We start from the raw sequence: 24315 nt of genomic DNA, 5'->3' as shown, positions 1-24315 counted from the left end.
GTCATGCGTTGTGCATTGCTTTTCGCCATCATTCTCCCGTCTTTCCTTATCGCCCAAACCCCCAACTTCGTCTGGATCATCGCGGATGACATGTCGCCGGACATCGGGGCCTATGGCTTGAAGCAAGTCAGCACGCCGAATCTCGACCGGCTCGCTGCTGAAGGTCGGCGCTACACACGGGCCTATGCCACCGCGCCGGTGTGCAGTGCTTCGCGTTCGGCTTTTATCCTCGGTTGCTATCAAACCACGACGGGTCTGCATCCTCATGATGTAGAGAATCCGCAGCCGCTGCCCGCGCCATACAAGCACCTGCCGGGCCTGCTGCGCGAGGCGGGCTGGTTTGTCACGAATGCGGCGGCACCAGAAACGATGCGCAACGGCAAGACGATCAAGAAGGGCAAGACGCACTACAACTTCACTCATGACGCGGCGGAGATGTTCGATGGCGACGACTGGCGGAAACGGAAGCCGGGGCAGCCGTTCTTCGCGCAGTTTCAGATCACGGAGCCGCATCGACCGTTCCCGATTCCAGAGAGCTATGATGAGGCAAAGCTCCGCGCCATCGATCTGCCGCCAAACTATCCCGATCATCCGCTTGTGCGACGCGATTGGTATGCCTACCAGCGCAGTGTCGAGGTCGTGGATCAGCGTGTGGGCGTGATTCTCGATCAATTGAAGACGGAATGCGTGCTTGATGACACCATCATCATGTTCTTCGCCGATCATGGCCGCCCGATGCCGTGGGGAAAGCAATGGCTGAGCGTTGAAGGGCTTCAGGTGCCGCTGATCATGCGCGGGCCGCAGATTGATGCCAAAGGTGTCGAGGAACGCCTCGTGAGCTTGATCGACCTCGCGCCGTCGATGCTGAAGCTCGCGGGCCTGCCTGTTCCAGCATGGATGGAGGGCAAACCAATCCTCAGCGGTGATTTTCCTGAGCGTGATACGCTCTTCGCCGCGCGTGATCGCTGTGGCGATGCGATGGACCGCATCCGCGCCGTGATCAGCTGCGATGGGTGGCTCGTGCAGAACTTCAACACCAGCCTCTCGCGACTGAACTGGTCCGGCTACAAGGAAGCCAGCTATCCCGGAATGGCCCTGCTGCGTGTGCTGAATGAAACCGGAGGGCTAGACACCTTCCAGGCGCAGTGGTTGCTGCCGACTCGCCCCGAGATCGAGTTTTATGACCTCAAGACCGATGCTCTCGGGCTGCATGATGTTTCACAGCATCCTGATCGTGCCCAGTCCATCGCCAAGATACGCAGTGAACTCAATGCTTGGATTCAATCGAGCAGTGATCGCGGTGCTGCTGGTGATCCACCCACCGAACCGACGATGGAGCAGATTCAAAAAGACAAACGCGCCGACTACCAACGCACCTGGAAATCACGCCTCAAGAAGCCAGAGCCAACGGATGCCGAGCGTCTCGCCTGGTGGATGAAGAGCTACGGGCTGGATTGAATGGAAGATGAGACCGTCGCGGCTCGTTGGCAGGCGTCCCATGAAGCTGTTTCGCGTCCTCATCCTGCTTTCGTCATTTATCATTCCACATGCATCCTTTTCGGCGCAGCCGAACCTCATCTGGATCATGGCCGACGATCTCGGTTACGCCGATCTCGGCTGCTACGGGCAGAAGGTCATCACGACACCAAACATTGACCACATGGCGAAGGAGGGCATGCGTTTCACGCACTTCTATGCCGGTGCCACCGTCTGTGCGCCATCGCGCAGCGTGCTCATGACGGGCTTGCATCACGGTCATACCCGCATCCGTGGCAATGCAGGCCAGCAGAACCCGGCGGCACAGGCCTTGAAGGAGGCCGATGTCACTGTGGCCTCCGTTTTGAAGAAAGCGGGCTACAAAACCGCGCTCATCGGCAAATGGGGGCTCGGCAATGTCGGCGAAGCGGAGAGCGGCCTGCCGCGCAAGCAAGGCTTCGACTACTTCTACGGCTACCTGAGCCAGCACCACGCGCACAATCACTTCCCCGACTATCTTTGGCGTAATGAGAGCAAGGAACCGCTTTCGAACATCATCGTGCCCGTCGGCGAAGATGGTGCGGGTTATGCCACGGAGGCAATTCATTACGCGGATGATCTCTTCGCCGATGACGCGCTGAAGTTTGTCACGGAAAACAAAGCGACGCCCTTCTTCCTCTACTGGGCCATGGTCATCCCACACGCGAATAACGAGCGCGGCAAGATCCTCGGCGATGGTGCCCATGTGCCCGACTACGGCCCCTATGCCGACAAAGACTGGCCGAAGCAGGACAAAGGCCAGGCGGCCATGATCACACGCCTCGACAGCTATGTGGGACGCATGATGGAGCATCTCAAAGCACTTGGCATCGCGGAAAACACACTCGTCATCTTCAGCAGCGACAACGGACCACACAACGAGAGCAAGCACGACCTCGAACGCTTCGATCCCAACGGTCCCTACACTGGGATCAAACGCAGCCTGACCGATGGTGGCATCCGCGTTCCCTTCATCGCCTGGTGGCCGGGCAAAGTGAAGCCGGGTGAGTCCGCGCATGTCGGTTACTTCCCCGATTTCATGCCCACCGCCGCCGAACTCGCCGGAGCACCCGCACCGGAGAAAACCGACGGCATCAGCCTCGTGCCAGCGCTCACCGGCAAAGAGCAGCCCAAGCACGAGTTCCTCTACTGGGAGTTCCACGAAGGCGGATTCAAGCAGGCGGCGCTTTTTCAAGGCCGCTGGAAAGGTATCCGCAGTGGTGGCCCCGATGCTCCGGTGCAGCTCTTTGATCAGCAAAACGACATCGCCGAGCTGACCAATGTCGCCGACAAGCATCCCGACATCGCATCGAAGATCAGCGACTACCTGAAAACCGCACGCACACCGCTGACTGAGTGGGAACCGCAGTGGAAAGCTGGCAAAAAATCCAAGAAGTAACCTCTTCATCTCCGCCACTGCATGAAACTCCTCTCTTTAATCCTCTGCGTCCTCTGTGGTGCATCCCATGCCGCTGAAAAACCCGCCAAAGCCAAAGGTGGCATCGGCGCCGATGCGCCACCCGGCAAAGTTTACATCTACAAAGAGAGCGCCGGCAAACCGCGCCAGATGGAGATCTACTTCCCGCCGGATCACGATCCAGCGAAGTCCAAAGTGCCCGGCATGATCCTCTTTCACGGCGGCGGATGGGGCGGCGGCTCGCTGGGCCAGTTTCGCATCGCCTGCGCCTACTTTGCAAGTCGCGGGCTTGTCTGTGCCACGTCGGAGTATCAGATGCTCAGCAAGGCTGATGCAGCGAAGCTGCCTGCGGGCGAAACCAAGAAGCGTGTGTGCGTCACCGACGCGAAAAGCGCCATTCGTTGGTTCAAGCAGCACGCGGGAGAGTTCGGCATCGATCCGCAGCGCATCATCACCGGTGGTGGATCGGCGGGCGGACACATCAGCGCGCTCGCCACGATGAATCCGGGCCTGAACGACCCCGCCGACCCGAAGGACATCGACACCAGCGTCGTCGCTTATGTGTGGTTCAATCCCGCCTTTGCCACCGATGACGACAAAGACCCCGAGATCGACATCCTGCGTCATTTGAAGGCCGATCTGCCGCCCGCCATCGCGTTCTTCGGCGATCAGGACACCTGGAAAAAAGGCTGGGACACCGCCCACGCCAAATGGAAGTCACTCGGCACCAAAACCATCGATCTCCAGATCGCGCCCGGCCAGTCGCACAGTTTCTTCAACAGCGGCCCATGGCAGACCGTCACGCTGATCGCTGCGGACCAATTCCTCGTGAAACACGGTCTGCTCACTGGCGAACCGACGAAGACGATGCCAGCCACGGGTGAGAAACTGCTTCCGAAAGAGTGAGGCCGGGCAGGTAAAGCAGCCGCGCCAGGATTTTCACGACGGCTCCTCCGAGGCAACAGGATCCTTGGATAACTCTTTTTTGACTTTACCCCGTCGGGGCGGATCGTTTATACACATTTGCGCCCGCTTCATTTCTGGCAACAGGCTGAAATAGGTCGCGGAGCTTCCTAAATCGGGACGATCAACGTTTCCTATGAACAACACGCTGTTACTCGCCGATGATGATCCACTCCTCCACCGGGTGGTGGGCTTCAAACTTGCGCAGCATGGCTGGCAGATCGTTTCCGCCTATGATGGCGCGGGAACTACGGCCCAGGCTGATCATCCTGGACGGCATGATGCCGGTAATGGACGGCTTCGCCGCGCTGCGTGAGCTGCGCCGTGATCCGACCTTTGAGGCGACACCGGTGCTCATGCTCTCCGCGCGCAATCGTGAGGCGGATGTGGTGGGCGCGCTGGACGATGGAGCCAACGACTATCTGACGAAGCCCTTCAGCCCGGCCGAGCTGCTGGCGCGGGTGGCACGCTTGGTTCCGGAGGGGGCGGCGGCATGAAACGCCGCTGCCTGCTGATCGCTCTCCTGGCCGCCCAAGCGGCCTGGGCGGGTGTCTATGAGCAGGGACTGGAGGCCAAAAACGCGGGTCGTCACGAGGAGGCGGCCCGGTTGCTGAGAAAGGCGACCAGCGCACAGCCGTCCAACATTGAGGCATGGCTGCATTACGGCATGGTGCTGGGGTGGCAAAGCAAGTATGACGAGGCGTTGACGGCGCTGCGGCAGGGGTTGCGCCGGAAGCCGGAGAATTATGATCTGGGGATGGCGGAGGCGACGGTGCTGGCCTGGAGCAAGGACTACTCTGCGGCAGACGAGTGCCTGGCGAGGCTGGAGAAGAAGTTTCCCAGCAATCTGGAGGTGGCGCTCATGCGCGGGCGCATCGCGGTCTGGCGCGGGGATCTGGCGGAAGGACGGCGGCGCTACGAGGCCATTTTGCAGAAGGATCCGAACCAGGCCGAGGTGCTGATGGGACTTGGAGACATTGAAATGGAGGAATGGCATGTGAGCCAGGCCAAGACGCTGTATGAACGTGCGCTGGCGGTGCAGCCCTCGGCGGAAATCGAGCAGCGCCTGGAAGCGGCCAAAAGCCAGACCCAGAGCCGGATCGACATGGGCATGAGCGGGAGCACCTTTGCGCGACAGGAGCGGGATGAGTGGTGGGGCGTCTATGGCTCCTACTCACACAAGTTCCGGGGCTGGGATGCCTGGCTCCGGGTGGAAACCGGAGAACGTTTCAACCTGCAGGACGTGACCTGGGAGACTGGCACGTCCGGACTGGTGATGAAGGGGATTCGGACCACGGTTTATGGCGGCGTCACACCAGACGCGTCTTACAGCGCCCGCTGGTATGCGGATGTTTCCGTGAGCTGGCGTCTGTATGAGAAACTGGGTCCGCTGGGCCGGGGGGATCTGCTCACCGAGGCGCGCTGGGCTGACTACACCAGCGTGGGTGTGAGGATCACGCGGCTTGGCTGGCAGCAGCAGGTGGCAGATGCCTGGACGGTCAATGCGCACTGGCTGCATTTCAGTTACGACACGGGCATGGAGGCAGATGGTTGGCTGATGTCCATCGCCTGGGAGCCGAAGGAACGCTGGCAGTTCCGCATCGGCGCCGGCCAGGCGGTGGAATCCCTGACCACCCAGACCCTGCAACGGGGACGCTCCATCCGGTCGTGGACGATTTTTGCGAGCATGGTGATGCCGGTTTCCGACTTCTGGCATGTGCGGCTGGATTTGGAACGCGAGGAGGTGCAGAACGGAGTGATCCGCTACGGCATGGCGGCGGGCTGCGGGTACCGATTTTGACGTGATCTGAACCCCTGATGAAGTTCGCCCTGGTCATACTCCTCATCGTCTCCCTGGTTTTGCTAGGGATCGCCCTGGTGCTGTGGCTGTTTCTGCTGCTGCATCGCTTAGTGGACAACCGCCGGACGTCACGGGGTGAGCAAGTCGCCCACGACTGGCTGGGACTGTTGCTGCCGGTGCTGGAAGAGGTGGAGCCGGTGGCCCATCTGCCACGGATCCAATCTCACGCGGTGCTGGAATCGGTCCTGGAACTGGTGGGGGAGTTAAACGAGCGGTTTCGCGGCCAGTATCGGGAACAGCTCAAGGACGTGCTCGTTCACATCGGCGGGGAGGACTATGGGCTGCATCTGGTCCGCAGCCGCAGCCGCCAGCAGCGCGTGCGCGGATGCGCGCTGCTGGGATGGACCAGCTTGAATCCCAATGTGGACTTCGCCCTGGAACGCTGCCTGCGGGATGCTGACGGGGAGGTGCGTGTCGAGGCGGCCTATTCTCTGTCCCTGCGCCAGGAAAGCGGGGTGACGCTGCAGGCCATTATGGAATCTTTGCGGGAGGGCGGCTGCCTGGAGTCCGAGCGCGTGCGGGACATCGTGCGCAAGTATGCGCCCACCCGGGTCCGGGAGCTTGCCAGCCTGCTCACACGGGAGGAATCCGCGCGGGAGAAAGTCCTGCTGCTGGACGCGATCTCCGTGGCGGGTGATCTGGCCCAGTCCGGCGTCGTGGCGGAGCAACTCACACACCCGGCCCCGACCGTACGTGCGGCGGCGGTGCTCACACTCGAAAAACTCTCGGACCCCGAGCACATGGAGCAGGTGGCCGCTCTGACCACGGACACGGACCCCAAGGTGCGCCTCGCCGTGGCAAAGTATTCAGTCAGCATGGGCCGGAACGCCGGAGCCCGGTACCTTTTGTGGCAACTGGCCCAGGATGCAAATTTCGATGTGCAGCGCGTGGCCACACACGGCCTGGCTTCAGTCAAAGGCGATTTCTGGGAACGCCTGCGGGCGGGATGCCATCAAGATCCTCTGTTAGAATCGCTCATCGAGGAGGCCATTGAGGCCGCCTCGCCCCCCGTCGTGCGCTCATGACCTCACCGCCCGTAGAATGGACCCAGTCCGTCTGGTTCACCGAAAGCGTCTGGCTGACGTCCACGTTCATCTTGATCCTCCAGAGCGCGCAAAATGCGGTTTACCTCTACAACATCTTCCTGGCGCTGCCCGAGTTTATCCACGCGCGCGCCCGGGCGTCCCGGTTGAGCGAGTGGTGGATGATCACCTCGGAGGCGACGCCGCCCGTCTCCCTGCTGGTGCCGGCCTACAACGAGGAGGCCACCATCGTGGAAAGCCTGCGCTCCTTGCTGACACTGCGTTATCCCGAGTACGAAATCATCGTGGTGAACGACGGCTCGAAGGACAACTCGTTGGGCAGCCTGATCGAGGCGTTCAAATTGCAGCCGGTGAAGCGTGCCGTGCCGCGCCGCGTGGCCTACGCGGAGGTGCGCGGCATCTATGCCTGCGAAGACCTGCCCAACCTGCTGGTGGTGGACAAAGTCAATGGCGGCAAGGCTGACGCGCTCAACGCGGCCATGGACCTGGCCAGCCATCCCTATGTGTGCTCGGTGGACGCGGACTCGCTGCTGGACTCCGACGCGCTCATCCGCGCGGTGCGGCCCTTCATCGACCATCCGGAAACGACCATGGCGGTGGGCGGCACGATCCGCGTGGCCAACGGCTGCACCGTGCGCGCCGGGCTGGTGCTGGAGGTGCGCCCGCCGCGGCGCTGGGTGGAGCTGTTTCAGGCCGTGGAGTATCTGCGGGCCTTCCTGCTCACGCGCATGGCCTGGACGCGGTCCGAGTCCGTCACAATCATCTCGGGTGCGTTTGGCATTTTCCGCCGCGAGACGCTGCTGGAACTCGGCGGCTACGAGCACGGCACCGTGGGGGAGGACATGGAGCTAGTCGTGCGCATGCACCGCTGGGCGGCGTCCAAAGGCGTGCACCATGCGGTGCATCATGTGCCGGACCCCGTCTGCTGGACGGAAGCCCCCTCCACCCTCAAAGTCCTCTCCCGTCAGCGCACCCGCTGGCAGCGGGGCCTGTGCGAAACGCTTTGGAAACATCGTGACATGCTCTTCAGGCCCAAATTCGGCCGGGTGGGCATGCTGGCCCTGCCTTCATTCCTGGTCTTTGACATCCTCAGCCCGCTGCTGGAGCTGCTGGGCCTGGTGATGGTGCCCCTGTGCTACCTGGCTGGCATTCTGAGCCTGGAGTTTTTCCTGGCCTACTGCGCGGTGGTCTTCAGTTTTGGCATGTGCCTCAGCCTCTCCGCGATGATCCTGGCCGAGTACTCCCTTCAGCATCATCGTAACGTGGGCGACCTCATCCGGCTGGGCATCGGTGCGATCGTGGAGAACTTCGGCTACCGGCAGTTGAACAGTTGGTGGCGGGTGAAAGGCATCTGGCAGTTCTTGCGCAATAAAAAAGGCTGGGGGGAGATGACGCGCCGGGGCTTCAACGAGAAAAAGCACGGCGGCTGAGATGCTCCAGCACGGCCTCGTCCGGCTCATGCAGCAGCAAGGTGGGCCGCAGAGCTTCGGGGAGCCGCATTTGTCTGGCCGTGCCCTCCAGCCGTTCGATCATCTGGCTGATCTTCTCCGGCGGCTGGTCCTTCAGGGTGGTGCGTGAGCCCGAAATGACCGTCTCCCGCGCCTGGGCGAGCACCACAGCGGGTGCTCCAGCTCGGATGTCGTTCTCAAACAGCACCACGGCGGTGCCTTGCCCGGCCCAGGGGCAGATCCACAGCCGCCCCGCGTCCGCTTTTCGGAAAGTGAAGCTGCGGGAGTCGCTGATCGGGCCGCACTCGATCGCCAGGGACACCGGGCGCTGATGTTTGGCGCTCCATTCCAGCCAAGCGACGCCCCAGGCGGCGGCTTCCACCGGATCGCTGCGGTAATTCATCGTCACCACCCGCCGGGTGCTTCCCGCCATCACTTCCAGCACCTTTTTACCCTGCTCTTGATGGAGCAGCCAGAAAGGTGTGACCGCCTCCACCGGTGCCAGGCCTGCCGCCGGGAGAGATTCGAACAGTTTGGCCCAGTTCTCATGCCAGCGGTCGGATTGCAGGCGGAAACCGGGCAGCAGGTAGGGCTCCACGTCATACTGCACCGCGTCGAGGGCGCCTGGGTGCCATGCGGAGAGCTGCCGATGGCGCTCCAGCACCGAAGCCTGGACCGTCGGCAAAACCATGTGCGGGTCTCCCTCCACCGCCACCACCTCGAAGCCTTCCGCACGCAACTGCCGCAGCGTTTCAAGGCAGGCCGCGCCCGGCTCGCCGCGTGGCAGCGCCAGTTGCAGCACGCGGATGCCCGCCTTTTTCCACAAAGGCCGCAGCTCCATCCAGCGTTCAGGACGGGCGGACCAGTCCCAGATGCCCAGTCTGCCATCCCATTTGGCGGGAGCGTCCTGCGGGGTCAAAACCGGCTGGAAGACCACCGACCTCACCCGAATCTCCCCGCCCCCGCCATGCGTGGCGGCCAGGGTCAGACGAAGTGCTTGCGCGTCCTGCATCCGGGCGGGTACCCAGCAACAGAAGCCCTGCTCACCCGATGTCAGCGTTGTCTCGATGAGCACCTCAGGCGGAGCAAACCCCTGCCCATGATCATCGCTCAAACCGACCTCAAACCGGCCTGCCCCGCTGAGCGTGATCTCCACCTGCCAGGTCGATGCCCCCGGCAGACGTGGCAGCCGCCAGGGCATGGCACTGTAGAGGCCTGCGGGCGATTTTCCGCCTTTCACCACCCAGCCGCCCTGGTTTGAACCCGCCTCGGCCGCCATCACCCGTTCCTCGATGCCAAACGGCACCCAGTCCATGTGCGCGGCCAGGTTCAATCCCATGGGCGCAGGCAGGGGCACGCTCGGCTGCTGCAATGGCGTAAGCTCCCGAATGGCCGCCGCAGGGCCGCCCAGGTCTCCCACCACTTGCACGCCGCCGGAGGATTGGGCCGCCAGAGGCACCGGGAAAAGGCCCGCCCATGCGACGCGCCCCTCGGGCAGGGGCAATGAGCCCTCCTGAGCCTGCGCTGAAAGTTCCAGAATGCTCCAGCGCCCGTCTGGATTTAACATCCGCTGCCATTCGGCCAGCGCCGCCGCAGGAGCCTCGCCCGCAGGCAGCAGGCGTACTGTCAGATGCGGGCCCGTCTGTCCTAAAGCCGTCTCGGGCAGATGCAGGAGCAGGCCCGCGCAACAGGCGCACAGCCAGGATGTCCAGGTGCGGCGGCGGAGTGACTTCCAGGTCATAGCGGGTTCACACGGACGCTGGCACGACCGCAAATTTCATCTCCACCAGCTTCTGCACGAGCTCGTCATGCGCCACGGCCAGCTCCGACAGAACCTGGTCGCGCGCCTCACGGCTGGTGGCCTCGGATTCGGCTTTTTGAAGCAGCAGGGCCATCTGCGCAAATCCCATCGTCCCGCAGGAACCACGCGCACGATGCGCCGACCGCACCCAGTCGTCCTCAGGGCCTTCCTCGTGCGCCCGCCGCATTTTCACCAGCATCTCATCCATCTGGTTCACGGCCATCTGCACCAAGTCCTGATCGAGCATGTCTTCTCCCGTGAGGCAGGCGCGCAGTTGGGCCTCGTTCAGGGCGGGAATGGCGGGACTTTCAGGCGGGGGCGACTCAGTGGTGGCGGCTTTCCCCTCCGGCCCGGGCAGCCATTTGAGCAGCATGGGTTGAAGCTTGTCGAGTTCCACGGGCTTGCCCAGATAGGCGTTCATGCCGCTTTGCAGGCACTGATCCACGACCCCGCCCAAAACATGGGCGGTCACGGCGATGATGGGGATCGGCGGGCGCTTGTTCGCCCTTTCCCACTCGCGAATCTTGCGGGAGGCCTCATAACCATCCATCTCCGGCATCTCGCAGTCCATCAGCACCAGCACGCCCTCACCAGCCTTCACCCGGTCCACCGCCTCCAGCCCGTTGACACACGGCACCACCTCCAATCCCAGATATTCCAGTTGGTTGCCCAGCACGCGTTGGTTCACCGGATTGTCCTCCGCCACGATCACCCGTGCCTGGGGCAGCGGCAAAGGCGTGCCCGGGATATTTTCGAGCGTCGGCAGCTCATGACATCCGGTGATCAGATGCCCGTGCAGCTCCGAAGGGCGGAGCGGGTAGCGCAGCGCCGCCTTCACCCCCTCGCAGACCATCTGCTCCTCCCGGATGTCATCCTGGTCCACCAGCAGGTAAATCGGCACGTCCTTCAGCCAGGCGTGCTGGCGCAGACGCCGGACCTGCTCCAACCAGTCTGACGCGCCGTTGATGATGATGCCCACGGCGTGGTTTGCCAGCTCCATCGCTTGAGCCTCCCTCGGGGGCTGCTCCACAATGTCGGCCAAATGATCATAGATCAACGGCTTCAAGCCCCAGGCCAACGCATGCTCCCGTACCACGTCTGCCGTGATCGGCCGGTTTTCCAGGGCGATAAGGAGGGGTCGTCCCTCCACCCCAGGGATCGCGGGCGTTTCTTCCGCGATCGCAAAACGCGCGGTGAACCAGAACGTCGCCCCATGCCCCAGGCTGCTTTCCACATCCATCGTGCCGTTCATCCGCAGCACCAGCTCACGGGCAATGGCCAGGCCGAGCCCCGTGCCGCCATGCTGCCGGGCCAGTTTCAAGTCCACCTGCGAAAACGGCTGGAACAAGCGCTCCTGGTCCTCCTTCGAAATGCCGGGCCCGGTGTCTTTCACCTCAAACTTCAGGCAGACACGCCCGGCCGCATCCACCTCAGGCAGCCGCGTCACATGGATCGCCACCCCGCCACATTCGGTGAATTTGACCGCGTTGGAAAGGAGGTTGCACAGCACCTGGCGCAGCCGCAGGCGGTCTCCCATGAAATGGTTCGGCAGGTCAGCGGCCAGGAAGGAGGCCAGCTCCAGGTTCTTGCGCGCTGCGGCCGCCGCAAACAGGGCGATGACCTCCTCCACCACCTCGGCCAGGGAGAATCGCTCGCTGTGAAACTTCATATCACCGACCTGCAGCTTCGAGAGGTCCAGGATGTCATTGATGATCTCCAGCAGGGATTTGCCGGAGGTGCGGATGGTTTCCAGCCCGTCCCGTTGTTTCAGCGTCAGGTTCGGAGCGCGCAGCATGAGATCCGCCGTGCCCAGCACCCCGTTCAGCGGCGTGCGGATCTCATGGCTGACCCGGGCCACGAACGACTCGGTCGCCAGCACCCCGCTCAGCGCGGCGTCCCGCGCCTCCTGCAGGCGGGACTCATAATGCACCCGTGCCCACTGTCCCCGGTAAACTGTGATGCCCAGAACGATCATCAGCACGATTCCTACTCCCATCACCACATAGGCCAGCAGACGAAACTGAATGGTATGTTCCACGAAATGATGCTCCTGGCTTTGCAGCCACGCACGTTCGGTCCTGGCCATGTCCAGGAGGACTTCCTCCATCTGTGCATCCAACTTCAAGTGCTCCTGCACGGCACGGAGAAGAGACGCCGCTGTCCTCGGCAGATCAGCCGTTGACTGCAACTGCCGCAGATTCGACTCAACGATTTCGGCCAATTGCTTCAGTTTTCCCCACTGGTGGGGCCTCCGGCTCAGCAAGCCCTGCAAATACCGGAGGTCTTCGGCGATGAGGCGGCGAGTCTTGTGAAACTTCTGCATCCCTTCCGGACCCACTTGATGCAGGTGTTCGTTGACCCCCTCATCCGCCATCCGAATTTTGACCCGCAGCCCCCACAAGCTCTCCAGCACCTCGTAGGTGTGCTCCACCTCTTCGTGGCTGTCATCCGCCTCGGTCGCCAACTGTTGAAAAAGAACCGCCATGATCACAACGACCGTCATGATGATCGATGTGGCGGCCGCGATTCCCCAGCGGGTATTGGACATCAGTTTGTTTGGCACAGCCATGGAGTCTTTTATAAAGGCATCGTTGTGTCCATGATTTTCATTTCCTCAAGCCTTGCGACAAGCTCGTCGTGCGCCTGCTCCAGTTGGGACAGGACTTCGCCCCGCGCCTCGCGGGACGTGGCCTCAAACTCGGCTGTTTGAAACAACGCGGCCAGTTTCGTAAAGCCCAACGTGCCAGACGAGCCCCGGGAACGATGCGCGGCCCGCTTCCACTCGGCATCGAGCCCCTGCTCCAGAGCCTGCCGCATTTTCGCCAGCATCTTATCCATCTGGCTCACGGCCATCTGCACGAGATCCTGGTCCAGCGCGCTGTTCCCCTTGAGGCAGGAGCGCAGTTGGGCCTCGTTCACGACCTCCAAAGAAGCACTGGCGGCCGGCGCGGCGGCGGTCATGGGCGATGCGGCCGCCTCCACCTCTTGTCCCCCCTGTTTAGGCAGCCATTTCAGCAGCATCTGCTGAAGCTTTTCGAGTTCCATCGGCTTGGTCAGGTAGGAATTCATGCCGCACTCCAGGCACTGCTCCAACGCGCCAGCCATGACATGGGCGGTCACCGCGATGATGGGGATCGGCGGGCGCTTGTTCGCCCCTTCCCACTCGCGAATCTTGCGGGAGGCCTCGTAACCGTCCATCTCCGGCATCTCACAGTCCATCAACACCAGCACGCCCTCACCGGCCTTCACCCGGGCCACCGCCTCCAGACCGTTGAAGCACGGCACCACCTCCAATCCCAGGTACTCCAGTTGGTTCGCCAGCACGCGTTGATTCACCGGATTGTCGTCCGCCACGATCACCCGTGCCCTGGGAAGCTGAAGTGGCCGGCTCGGAACCTCTTCCTTTGCCACCGCTACGTCTGCGCCGGCCAGGTGATCATAGAGATCCGAAGGCCGGAACGGATAGTGCAGCGTGGCCTGCAAACCTTCGCGGGCCATTTGCTCCGCGCTGATGTCCTCCTGGTCGGTCATCAGAAAAACCGGCACGCCCTTCAGCCATTCGAGCTGCCGCAGGTGCCGGATTTGCTCCAGCCAGTCCTGCGCTGTGTGGGAGATGATCACCACGGCGCGGGTCGGCTGCTCCATCGCATGAGCATTCCACGGAGCCTGCCGGGGAATGTCTGCCACATGACCATACACCATGGGTTTCAGACCCCAGGCCGTGGCATGATCCCGTATCGCATCCGCTGTCATGGGCCGGTTTTCCAGCGCGATGAGGATCGGCCGTGACTCCAGCACAGGCGTCTCAAACGCCTCCTCCACGATCATGAAACACGCGGTGAACCAGAACGTCGCCCCCTGCCCTCGGGAACTTTCCACATTCAGCGCCCCGTTCATCCGCAGCACCAGTTCACGCGAAATGGCCAGGCCGAGTCCCGTCCCGCCGTGACGCTGCGCCAGCTTCACATCCACCTGGGAAAACGGCTGGAACAAACGCGCCTGGTCCTCCTTCGCAATGCCGGGGCCTGTGTCCCGCACTTCAAACCTCAGGCAGGCCCGTCCGTCGGTCTCCATATCCGGCCTTCGGACCACATGCACCGTCACACCGCCACGTTCGGTGAATTTGATCGCGTTGGACACCAGGTTTCCGAGCACTTGCCGCAGCCGCAGATGATCACCCATCAATTGCCGAGGCAGATCGGGGGCCAGGTGGGGCGTGAGCTCCAGGTTTTTGCGCGTGGCGGACGCCGCAAAGAGGGCCACCACATCTTCCACCACCTCTTCCAGGGAAAATGACTCGTTGTGGAGCTTCATCTCCCCCGCCTGGAGCTTCGAGAGATCCAGGATGTCATTGATGATCGCCATCAAGGACTTGCCAGAGCTGCGGATCGTGTCCAGCCCCTCCCGCTGCCTCGGTGTCAGCGTGTGATCACGCAGCATCAGGTCCGCCGTGCCCAGCACCCCGTTCATCGGCGTGCGAATCTCATGGCTGACGGTGGCCACGAAAGTCGAGGTCGCCTGCACCGAGTCCAGCGCCGCGTCACGCGCGGCCAGCAGCCGTGATTCATAATGGTCTCGCTTGTGCTGTTCCTTGCACAGCATGATGGCAATGCCGCCGAGCAAAATGACAGCCACTCCCATCGTCAGGCCTGCCGCCAGACGGAAGCGCGAGATTTTTGATTGAACCGGTCTTGCCTCGTGCTGAGCAACGAACGCTCCTCACGGGCAATCTCCTGGATGAGTTCCTCCAGCCGGTCGGATTTCTCCAACCGCTCCCTCATCACACGGAGAAAGGGCAGCCTGTCCGCCGTCACATTCTCCTTCGCATGAGACTCGAGCAGCCGCATCCGCGACTCGATGGTTTCGACCACCATTCCCAGCCTGTGCAACTGCCGGGCATTGTCCCGCTCCAGACTTTTTAAATACTGGATCGCTCCGGGAATCGCGTCGCGAATGTCATGGAACTGCTTCAGCGTGTCCGGATCCCTGGAGTGCAGGTAGATGTCCATCAAACCCTCCGCCATCTGGGTCTTCACTCGCAGTCCCCACAGATTGTCCAGGACATCATGCGTGTGCTCCACCTCGTTATAACTGTCATCCATCTCGACCGACTGTTGCTGAAAAATATACCCCAGCAGCGAGGCCAGCAGCAACACAATCACCGAGGAGGCCACGATTCCCCAACGGGTTTTGGACATCAGTTTGTTTGGCACAGTACGGCAAGGCTAACATACACACCCAAGGCCACCAGCTAATTTTGGTTTGGCGGCTTATCTGACCTGTTGCCTCTGATGTAAGTGAGCCAACGGAAAGACCCCCGTTCATCACTCGTTGAACTCGGATGAATCCTCCTCTTCGCTTCATCTTTGCCCTCCTTCTCTCCTCCGCTGCCTTGAATGCCGCAGACGACGGCTTCACCCCGCTCTTCAACGGCCAGGATCTCACTGGCTGGGACGGCGATCCCAAGCTCTGGAAGGTCGAAAACGGCATCGTCATCGGCACGAATGCATCGCCTGAGGCGATGGCGAACAACAGCTTCCTCATCTGGCGCGGCGGCACGGTGAAGAATTTTGAATTGCGTGCCACCGTCCGCGTCATCGGCGATAACAACAGCGGCATCCAGTATCGCAGCCGCGAGCTGAAGGACGTCGCGCCATGGGTGATCACCGGTTACCAGTGCGACATCCATCCGGCCATCGAGCACACGGGCATGACGTATGAGGAGCGCGGTCGCGGCATCTTCGGCCTGAACGGCAAGGATGTGATGCTCGACCCCGAGGGCGCGCTCTGGCAGGTCGGCGAGCACGCGCCGGTGAAGGTCGATGTGAGCCAGTGGAACGAGTATGTCATCCTCGCGCAGGGGAACCGCCTCCAGCACTTCATCAACGGCCAGCCCACCTCCGAGCTCATCGACCACCACGCGGACAAACGCACGCTGGAGGGCCTGCTCGCCATCCAGCTCCACAAAGGCAACCCCAACCGCGTCGAGATCAAAGACCTACGTCTCAAAGTCCTGCCCGAAGTGCCGCTCGTGCCCTTCGAGCCCGCGAAACTGCCATCCACTGCGACGAGGATCGAAAAACCACGCACCAGCCGGCCGCAAGGCACGGGGCCGGTGGTGAAGTAGTCAAAACCATGTTGTTAATTGGTCGCAGGCACACTTTGATAACTCACCCCTGTCTCTTCGATCATGATAACCGATCCAATTCCATTCTTGGCGAACATTATTGCCGTCGCTCATGCTAATGGCCAGTTGTCGACAGGAGAGAGCGCTCAACTCGAAGTCATTCGTTCAGAGTTCAATTTTAAGAAAGGTGACTTCACGAAAGCAGCGAAGCTCGTCGAGCAAGGGGATTACCACCTCACCCCGATAGGAAGTTTTGCTGATCAAGTGGCCAACCTCGAATGTATTCTTCGAGTTGCTTATGCCGATGCAGAACTTGAGCAGGCTGAATCCAGCCTTATCGCTGGCTTCTGCGAGAAGATCGGCATTTACCAAGATCAACTCGACCGTTTGATTTCGCAGGTCGTCGATTTTCTTTCAAAGCAAGAGAAAGCCTGTCCTTCGTGTGGAACCGCTTCCGGCCCTGACGCCAGCTTTTGTCCAAAGTGTGGTTCGCCACTGTCATCGAGAAAAGAGGAGCCTGTTCAGCTTGATTTTGATATACCAAAGGCGGGGCTAGTAATCGAGTTCGCGGATTCAACAGCCGCAACCTTTTCCAAAGCCTTGGAACTCGCAAAGGCTTCGGACGGCTATCAGACATGTCAGAGAATGAAAAAGGCTTGGCATCTTGCCACCTTCAGTTCTGGATCTGTATCCGACGCACTGCCGTTGGCGGAATCGCTTTCGTGCATCAGAAACAAAAAGGTGTTCTTGGATGGCATCGAAATCTCTTGGGAAGAGATGTTTGGCTTTGCATGGTGCGCGGCGCAACGCACAACCTCTTACAGGCCAGTCGAATACTGTTTCGGCAAAGATGAAAACAGAATCAATCCATGGGGATGCAAGCAAGCACGTCTCGATTGGGTCGAATGGAGTGAATGGTTTTCATTCGGTTCTTGGGAGAAAGGTGGGTTGCTTGGCCCCAAATATGTTTGGAAATTCGATAAGCAGCGAATTCGTCACGAACTCGCAACCCGTCTTTACCGCTTCAGGCATTGTCCATTCCTCAACACGAAACTGTCTGAGGTGGTTTTGAGACTCTTGCCAGACACCGTTTCCCCTGAGAAGGACAAAAATTGGAAGCATAACCGGAATTACGAAGAAGTTCCGGGGGCAATCAAAGTCTGCATTCAAGAGAAGATGGATGGCTACACGTTTGATCAGGAGTTTTGGTCCGACGGAGTTCGTCCTGTCGGCCAGCGTGTACTGGCCGATATTCTTGCGACAGCATTCAAAGAGCTTGGAGTGGCTCAGCCTAATGCCGAAGCACTCATGAAATGAGCCCCTGAATCTCAAGTTTATCGAATGCACAGATCGTTTTTCGAGTAATCTCCCAATCAGTTTACTGCCATGCCCACCCTGCCGGACATCCAGCGCTACTGCGACAAGATCGCTGAGGCTTTCAAGCCGCAGCGGATCGTGCTGTTCGGCTCCTACGCCTACGGGAAGCCGACGCCAGATTCGGATGTGGATGTGCTGGTGGTGATGAAGAAGGCCCGTCGGCTCTGGATGGACGCGACGCAGAAAATTCATGAGAAGGTCTCCGCGGGCTTTCCGGTGGATGTGATCGTGCGTGATCCAGATTTCCTCCGTGAGCGTCTGCATGAGGGCGACACCTTCCTCGAAGAGATCACCACCAAAGGCCGCGTGATGTATGAAAGCCGCCACGCGTGACTGGATCGAGAAGGCGGAGGCCGATCATCTCGCCGCGGTGGATCTCGCACGGCGGCGGAAGTTGCCACTGCATGACATGGTGTGTTTTCACTGCCAGCAGTCGGCGGAGAAGTATCTGAAGGCTCGCCTTGAGGAAGCTGGCATTCACTTTCCGAAAACGCATGATCTTGAGGCCATTCTCGCGCTCGCCTTGACGGTCGAGCCGCTGTGGTCGGCACTTTTACCGGCTGCGAGACGCTTGAAGCCCTTCGGTGTGCTCATTCGCTATCCGGGCAACGATGCCAGCAAAGCCCAGGCCCGCCGTGCCCTCACCGATGCGAAGGCGATTCGCGAAGAAGTCCGGCTTTCGCTCGGCTTGAAGGTTTGAGACCGCGCCCGTCGTTCACCGACGCCATGCGCCTCCTCCTCTGCCTCTTCGCCCTCAGCTCTTCGCTCTGCGCCGCTGCTTCGCAGCCGAACATCATCATCCACTTCATCGACGACCTCGGCTACGGCGACATCGGGCCGTTTGGCGCGGTGAAGCAGAAGACGCCGCATCTCGACCGCATGGCGCGGGAGGGGATGAAGCTCACCTCCTTTTACGCCGCGCCGGTGTGCAGCGTGTCGCGGGCGCAGATCATGACCGGGTGCTATGGCGCACGCGTTTCCGTGCCCGGCGTATATCCGCCGGGGGCGAAGAACGGGCTGCATCCGCAGGAGCACACCATCGCCGACCGCCTCCGGCCGCTGGGCTATGCCACGCAGTGCATCGGCAAGTGGCATGTCGGCGACCAACCAGCGTTTTTGCCCACGAAGCAGGGCTTTGATCACTACCTCGGCATCCCGTATTCCAATGACATGCTCAAAACCGCGAGAGTGGACGGCCGCCGCGTCGTGCCGCTCGTGCGCGATGAGCAGGTCGAGCGCCTGCTCGACGAGGCGGACCAGGACCGCATCGAGGAAATCTACACTGACGAGGCCGTGAAGTTCATCCGCAGCACCCAGGCAACGAAGAACCAAGAACCAGGCACCAAGAACACGGCGCAGCCGTTCTTCCTCTACTTCCCGCACACCGCCGTGCACACGCCCATCCATCCCGGCAAGGCCTTCCAGGGCAGCTCGCAAAACGGCCGCTTTGGCGACTGGGTGCAGGAGGTCGATGCCAGCGTCGGTCGCGTGTTCGACACGCTGCGCGAGCTGCAGCTCGACACGAACACGCTCGTCATTTTCACCAGCGACAACGGCCCCTGGCTCATCAAAGGCCCCGATGGCGGCAGCGCCGGTCCTTTGCGCGGCGGCAAAGGCAGCACCTGGGAAGGCGGCGTGCGCGTCCCCACGCTCGCGTGGTGGCCCAGCAAGATCGCGCCCGGCAGCGTGTGCGATGCCGTCGCAGGCACCATCGACGTGCTGCCCACATGCCTGAAAATCGCCGGAGCCGAGGTGCCCGCACAGCCCGTCATCGACGGTCGCGACCTCTCCCCGCTGCTCTTTGGTCAAAGCAAAGAATCACAGCGCGAAGCGCACTACTACTTCTCCAGCTACAACCTCCAGGCCGTGCGCCAAGGCCCGTGGAAGCTCGCGCTCATGACGCAAGGCAACGCCCGCGCCAAAGGCCAGACTGAGGACGACGCGAAAACGAACCCGCGCCTCTACAACCTCGATCAAGAAATCGACGAACGCACCAACCTCGCCGCGCAGCATCCCGACATCGTCGCGAAACTCACCGCGCTCGCCGAAAAGATGACCGCCGAGATCGGCGGCAACGAACCCAAAAGCCGCCGCTCGCCCGGCGAAGTCGAAAACCCCGTCACGCTCTATCCCACGAGCGACGCCCCGCGGTCCAAAGACGCCCCCAAAACCGGCGCGAAGCCCGCCGACCTCTCCAAGCTCCAACCCGGCGAAGCCCTCGCCGCCGACAAAGCGCCGCAAATCGCCAACAAGCCCTTCACGCTCACCTGCGAGCTCACCACCGCGCAGCGCGATGCCATCCTCATCGCCCACGGCGGTGCCAGCACCGGCTACGCGCTCCATCTCAGCGGCGGCAAACTCATCTGGGCCATCCGCCACGGCAAAACCCTCACCACCGCCCAGACCGACTACCCCGCCGACAACCAACCCCACCGCATCACCGCCACTCTCGGCCAAAAAGGCCAGCTCACCCTCCAGCTCGATCAAAACACCCCCATCACCGCCACCAGCCCCAGCCTCATCCGCACCCAGCCCAAAGAAGACTTCTGCCTCGGTCACGACAACAAAGTGCCCGTGGCGAGTTACACGGCGAGAGGGAGGTTTGCGGGGAGGATCGCGAATGTGAAGCTCACGACAAACTCATGAGCGAAAAGATCTCGTCGGTCCGCCTGCCATGAGAAATTGTTTGCCAGACTCTCGCGACCAAGGATCATTGCCGCATCAAAGATGAGCTTCCAACAACTGTCAGCCAAGCTCCGCCAGATTCGCTCTCAGATGCCGCGGGTCACCTCCGAGCGTGCCTATGCGCAGATGGATCACTTGATGGGGCGGACGACTTCGAGCGACCCGAAAAAGAATGGGCAGCTCTACGCGGATGGGCCAAAGACCGTGGCTTGATCCTACCACGCGATTTTCAGCCACCGGAGAAGGACGGCGGACGCGAGCACGATGTGCGTTACGAAGCCGAAAGCGGACTTTGGTGGAAATACACTAAGCCTAACATGGCAGGTTACACGGTCAGTTGGAATGATGGCCTTCCTTGGCTGCACAACGCTCTTCCGCTCGATTATTTGGAGCGCATGCTTCGACAGAACGAGCTGTTTGGTGACAACGTGAAGTTGATCGGCCTTTGGAATCCTCAAGCGCATGATTGGTCCATCGTCACCACGCAGCCGCATGTGGAAGGACGAAAAGCCACCTTGGAAGAGTTGGAGAAGGCGTTCATCGAAGCTGGCTTCGAAATGCTGCCCTGGCGTGGCCTTGGATACGCAGAATCACTCTCCGTCCGCAAAGATGGCTTCGATGTTTGGGACATTCATCCTGCCAACGTCTTGGTCACCGACACGGGGTTGCCTCTGCCATTCGATGTCATGATCACACCGGTTCCGTCGGCTTGAAACAGCCTCCCAGCCTCCGCGCTGCAACATCCTCATCTGCGTCCCGTTCACGCACCATGCGCCGCGTTTTTCTTCTCTGTCTCCTCGCCCTCAGCTTTCCGCTCTTTGCCCAAAAGGCTGCGAAGGCCAAGAAAGCCAGCACTCCGCCACCGACGAAGCCGCCGCTGGTCAGCGTGGACATCACGAAACTGCTGGTGGGCGCGACGCATCTCGATCTTTGGCTGCTGTGCGGGCAGTCGAACATGAAAGGGCGCGGATTCATGCCGGAGGAGCCGAAGAACGCCCCCCGCATCGTCATGATGCACAAGATGGACGACCAGTGGTATCTCGCGCGGCATCCGCTGCATCTCACGGGCGACGCGAAGACCTTCCAAGGCCACGACAACGCCGGCGTCGGCCCCGGGCTGACCTTTGCCGAGGTGCTCGCCGGGCAGGACAAAACCGTCGCCATCGGCCTCGTGCCCTGCGCCGTCGGCGGATCCTCCATCAAGCTCTGGCAGAAAGGCGCGAAGCTTTACGACGACGCCCTCCGCCGCGCCAAACTCGCCCTGCAAACCACCGCGCCCGTCAAAGCCCGCCTCCGCGGCATCCTCTGGCTGCAAGGCGAGGCCAACGCGAACGCCCAGGAACTCCCCCTGCACGCCGAGCGCCTCCGCGCCATGATCGAAGCCTTCCGCACCGACCTCGCCCAGCCCGATCTGCCCTTCATCGCCTGCACCGTCGGCGAAATGAAGGAAGAGCCCACGCTCTCGAATCTCAAAGCAATGAACGAGATCCAGCTCGCCTTGCCGAAAAGCATTCCCCACACCGCCTGCGTCGATGCCCGCGATTTAAAGACCCACATCGGTGATGCCGTTCATTTCGACACCGCCGCTCAAAACGAGATCGGGAAGCGCTTCGCCTCGAAGTTCTTCGAGATGAGCAAGCCGTGACTTTGTTGGCATGGCGTCATTTTGAACCGCTGACATGACGCTGATGAGACGCTAATAAATGCTTATCAGCGTCAGATTAGCGTCCCATGAGCGGTTGAAAATTTCCCGATTGCTCCAAGAAGCCCCCATCTCAATCTACAGCCCATGCGCCTCTACCATCTCCTCTTCGCTCTTTGCCCTCTGCTCACCACTTTCGCTCAAGACGACGCCACCTGGCTTCGCGAAAAGGGCACACTGATCTTCCATGATGCCTTCGAGCGTGAAGAAGACGGGAACCTCGCCAAAGCCATCGGCAACGGCTGGAACAGCGCCACGGCGGATCGCGTGCCGCACATCAAGATGTCGGATCTGGACGAAGGTATCCTCAAGATCGCCAGTGCCTCCAAAGAGGCTAAACATGCGGCGCACATTCACCATGAAGCGGGTTTTGCGGATGGTGGTGCCGTGGTTCGCTTCCGCTTTCCGGGACTCAACAAAGCGGAGACACTGCAACTTGGCTACGTGGATCGAGAGACAACCACAGGCGTTCACGCGGGGCATCTCTGTTACGGCATCCTTTCGCAAAGCAGCATCACGCTGACCGATCAGAAGACCGGCATCATGAACTTGGAGAACCGCAAGCGTCGTGACGACGCGGTGGCAAAGAAAGAGAAAATTCCCGCCGATCTCGAAGCCCTGCTGAAGACCAAAAGCATCAACGTGCCCTACAAAGCCGACACAGAGTGGCACGAACTCGTTCTCGTCACCGAGGGCGATGAGATGCGCCTCAGCATCGACGGCAAGTTGCTCGCCAAGCATCGCTCCGAAGGTTTCGCGCATCCGATGAAGCGCTGGTTCAGCTTCCTGGTGAACAACACCGTCTGGATCGACGATGTGAAGATCTGGAAGGTTCGTTGAATCCCCGTATCCATCACATCTCATGAAAACAACACTGCTGCTCGCCCTCTGTCTCACTGCTTGGTGCGCGTCACTCCAAGCCGTCACACCAAACATCATCCTCATGATGGGCGATGACCACGGCTGGGAGGAAACTGGTTACAACGGCCATCCGCATGTCAAAACGCCCGTGCTGGATGAGATGGCGGCCACGGCCTTGAAGTTCGAGCGCTTCTACGCCGCGCATCCGAGCTGCTCGCCCACACGCGCGAGTTTCCTCACCGGCCGGCACCCAAACCGCATGGGCACCTTCACACCGGGCTGGTCCTTTCGACCAGAAGAGATCACCAGCGCTCACCTCCTCTCGAAAGCAGGCTATCACTGCGCCCATCTCGGCAAATGGCATGTTGGCGCGGTGAAGAAGGCGTCACCCGTGAGTCCGTTGTCGATGGGATTCCAAGAGTGTCTCTCGCATGACAACTTCTTCGAGATGAACCCCTCGCTCTCGCGCAATGGCGGTCCGCCGGAAGTTTTCAAAGGCGAAAGCTCCGAGATCCTCATCCGCGAGGCCATTGAAGTCATCGAACGTGCGCAAAAAGCCGGGGAGCCGTTCTTCCAGGTCATCTGGTTCGGCTCGCCGCACGAGCCTTACAGCGGCCTGCCGCAGGATCTCGCGCTCTACGACGATCTGCCTGCGAAATACACCAAGCAGGTCAAACTCACCTCGAATGAAACCGGCGGCGGCACCAAACGCCCGCAGGGCGAAGTGCTGCGCGAGCGCTACGCCGAGACCACCGCCATGGACCGCGCCATCGGCACCTTGAGAAAACACCTCGCCCAAAACGGCCTGCGCGAAAACACGCTGCTCTTTTACTGCGGCGACAACGGCACCTCGCCCGATGCCGCGCTCGGCTTTCCGCATCGTGGAGCGAAGGCAACCTTTTATGAAGGTGGCACGCTGGTCCCCGGTCTCATCGAATGGCCCGCGCGCATCTCAAAGCCGCGCAGCACGAGTGTGCGGGCCTCCACCAGCGATCTCCTCCCCACTGTCGCCGCCATTGTCGGCCAGCCGCTGCCACAGCGTCCGCTGGATGGCATCGACCTCAGCCCAGTGATCGATAGCACGATGACGACTCGGCCTACAGCACTGCATTTTTGGGAATATCAGACGGCGGGTAAAAAGGCTGGTGCGGAGCCCTACATCGCTCCCGAACTGCAACAAGGCACCACACCGCTCGTCAAAAAGATGGGCGGCAAAGCCACGCGCGACTTCACGAACTTCCATCACCCCGTGATCACTGAGGATGACTACCTCGGCCCGCGCTCCATTATCGAAGGCGATCACAAGCTCGTCATTCATGAGCAGAAGAACGGCGCACCAAAGATCGAGCTCTTCGATTTGAAAGCTGATCCCGCCGAGAAGACAAATCTAGCCGCTCAGCAGCCTGAGCTCGTGAAATCTCTTCAGACCAAACTCCGCCAGTGGCAGGACAGCGTGCTGAAAAGCCTCACCGGCGCGGATTATGGAAAGTGATGCCATGCTACGGGCATCCGCCG

Annotated in this window: 21 protein-coding genes; 17 read left to right on the top strand and 4 right to left on the bottom strand. The window is 61.0% G+C overall.

The annotated features are described in order from the left end of the window. Positions 1-3 precede the first annotated feature (3 nt). From ACILSI_RS01470 to ACILSI_RS01435, 8 genes are all read left to right on the top strand, one after another. Positions 4-1458, top strand: coding sequence for a sulfatase (locus tag ACILSI_RS01470; RefSeq protein WP_395720059.1), 1455 nt, complete (start codon positions 4-6; stop codon positions 1456-1458). A 40-nt stretch (positions 1459-1498) separates the two neighbouring features. Beyond that, the gene (locus tag ACILSI_RS01465; RefSeq protein WP_395720058.1) at positions 1499-2914 is read left to right on the top strand and encodes an arylsulfatase; all 1416 of its coding nucleotides are present in this window, start codon (positions 1499-1501) and stop codon (positions 2912-2914) included. A gap of 21 nt (positions 2915-2935) precedes the next feature. Next, a complete protein-coding gene (locus ACILSI_RS01460; RefSeq protein ID WP_395720057.1) occupies positions 2936-3838 on the top strand; it encodes an alpha/beta hydrolase in 903 nt (300 codons plus the stop codon). A gap of 193 nt (positions 3839-4031) precedes the next feature. Beyond that, on the top strand, positions 4032-4211 hold the full coding sequence (locus tag ACILSI_RS01455; RefSeq protein ID WP_395720056.1) for a hypothetical protein: 180 nt from the start codon (positions 4032-4034) through the stop codon (positions 4209-4211). Beyond that, positions 4186-4392 carry a response regulator transcription factor gene (locus ACILSI_RS01450; protein ID WP_395720055.1) on the top strand — a complete coding sequence of 69 codons (207 nt, stop codon included), beginning with the start codon at positions 4186-4188 and terminating at the stop codon, positions 4390-4392. Before ACILSI_RS01455 ends, ACILSI_RS01450 begins: the two co-directional genes overlap by 26 nt. Further along, positions 4389-5696 (top strand): tetratricopeptide repeat protein, encoded by a 1308-nt coding sequence (locus ACILSI_RS01445; RefSeq protein ID WP_395720054.1) that lies wholly within the window; start codon positions 4389-4391, stop codon positions 5694-5696. The genes ACILSI_RS01450 and ACILSI_RS01445 overlap by 4 nt, the downstream gene beginning before the upstream one ends. Positions 5697-5713: 17 nt before the next feature. Further along, complete coding sequence (locus ACILSI_RS01440; protein WP_395720053.1) at positions 5714-6781, top strand: HEAT repeat domain-containing protein; 1068 nt, start codon at positions 5714-5716, stop codon at positions 6779-6781. After that, positions 6778-8229 (top strand): glycosyltransferase, encoded by a 1452-nt coding sequence (locus ACILSI_RS01435; RefSeq protein WP_395720052.1) that lies wholly within the window; start codon positions 6778-6780, stop codon positions 8227-8229. Before ACILSI_RS01440 ends, ACILSI_RS01435 begins: the two co-directional genes overlap by 4 nt. On the opposite strand, the gene ACILSI_RS01430 is transcribed toward ACILSI_RS01435, so the two are convergent. From ACILSI_RS01430 to ACILSI_RS01415, 4 genes are read right to left on the bottom strand one after another with little or no spacing between them, the layout of a single operon-like run. Beyond that, positions 8204-9988: a hypothetical protein gene (locus tag ACILSI_RS01430; protein WP_395720051.1), complete on the bottom strand. Its 1785-nt coding sequence runs from the start codon at positions 9986-9988 to the stop codon at positions 8204-8206. The two genes, ACILSI_RS01435 and ACILSI_RS01430, sit on opposite strands and share 26 nt — an antisense overlap. A 7-nt stretch (positions 9989-9995) precedes the next feature. Beyond that, entirely contained in the window at positions 9996-12596 is a 2601-nt protein-coding gene (locus ACILSI_RS01425) for an ATP-binding protein (RefSeq protein ID WP_395720050.1), read from the bottom strand. Between the two features lie 29 nt (positions 12597-12625). After that, the gene (locus tag ACILSI_RS01420) at positions 12626-14683 is read right to left on the bottom strand and encodes an ATP-binding protein (protein ID WP_395720049.1); all 2058 of its coding nucleotides are present in this window, start codon (positions 14681-14683) and stop codon (positions 12626-12628) included. Positions 14684-14691: 8 nt separating this feature from the next. Beyond that, complete coding sequence (locus ACILSI_RS01415) at positions 14692-15246, bottom strand: CHASE3 domain-containing protein (RefSeq protein WP_395720048.1); 555 nt, start codon at positions 15244-15246, stop codon at positions 14692-14694. A gap of 143 nt (positions 15247-15389) precedes the next feature. On the opposite strand from ACILSI_RS01415, the gene ACILSI_RS01410 reads away from it, so the two are divergent. The 9 genes from ACILSI_RS01410 (at position 15390) to ACILSI_RS01370 (ending at position 24292) form a co-directional block, all read left to right on the top strand. Next, complete coding sequence (locus tag ACILSI_RS01410; protein ID WP_395720047.1) at positions 15390-16175, top strand: DUF1080 domain-containing protein; 786 nt, start codon at positions 15390-15392, stop codon at positions 16173-16175. Between the two features lie 63 nt (positions 16176-16238). After that, positions 16239-17492, top strand: a complete 1254-nt coding sequence (locus tag ACILSI_RS01405) for a hypothetical protein (protein WP_395720046.1) — start codon at positions 16239-16241, stop codon at positions 17490-17492. A gap of 69 nt (positions 17493-17561) precedes the next feature. Then, positions 17562-17885 (top strand): nucleotidyltransferase domain-containing protein, encoded by a 324-nt coding sequence (locus ACILSI_RS01400; protein WP_395720045.1) that lies wholly within the window; start codon positions 17562-17564, stop codon positions 17883-17885. Next, positions 17866-18252: a HEPN domain-containing protein gene (locus tag ACILSI_RS01395; RefSeq protein ID WP_395720044.1), complete on the top strand. Its 387-nt coding sequence runs from the start codon at positions 17866-17868 to the stop codon at positions 18250-18252. The genes ACILSI_RS01400 and ACILSI_RS01395 overlap by 20 nt, the downstream gene beginning before the upstream one ends. A gap of 26 nt (positions 18253-18278) precedes the next feature. Beyond that, the gene (locus ACILSI_RS01390; RefSeq protein ID WP_395720043.1) at positions 18279-20198 is read left to right on the top strand and encodes a sulfatase-like hydrolase/transferase; all 1920 of its coding nucleotides are present in this window, start codon (positions 18279-18281) and stop codon (positions 20196-20198) included. Between the two features lie 248 nt (positions 20199-20446). Beyond that, a complete protein-coding gene (locus tag ACILSI_RS01385; RefSeq protein WP_395720042.1) occupies positions 20447-20950 on the top strand; it encodes a hypothetical protein in 504 nt (167 codons plus the stop codon). Between the two features lie 56 nt (positions 20951-21006). Continuing rightward, positions 21007-21882, top strand: a complete 876-nt coding sequence (locus ACILSI_RS01380; RefSeq protein ID WP_395720041.1) for a sialate O-acetylesterase — start codon at positions 21007-21009, stop codon at positions 21880-21882. Between the two features lie 144 nt (positions 21883-22026). After that, positions 22027-22779, top strand: coding sequence for a hypothetical protein (locus tag ACILSI_RS01375; RefSeq protein WP_395720040.1), 753 nt, complete (start codon positions 22027-22029; stop codon positions 22777-22779). Between the two features lie 22 nt (positions 22780-22801). Further along, positions 22802-24292: a sulfatase gene (locus tag ACILSI_RS01370; RefSeq protein ID WP_395720039.1), complete on the top strand. Its 1491-nt coding sequence runs from the start codon at positions 22802-22804 to the stop codon at positions 24290-24292. Positions 24293-24315: the final 23 nt, after the last annotated feature.

It is taken from the genome of Prosthecobacter sp. (assembly GCF_044232965.1).
Taxonomy (GTDB): Bacteria; Verrucomicrobiota; Verrucomicrobiia; order Verrucomicrobiales; family Verrucomicrobiaceae; genus Prosthecobacter.
This window is presented reverse-complemented; position numbering and strand designations above follow the sequence as displayed.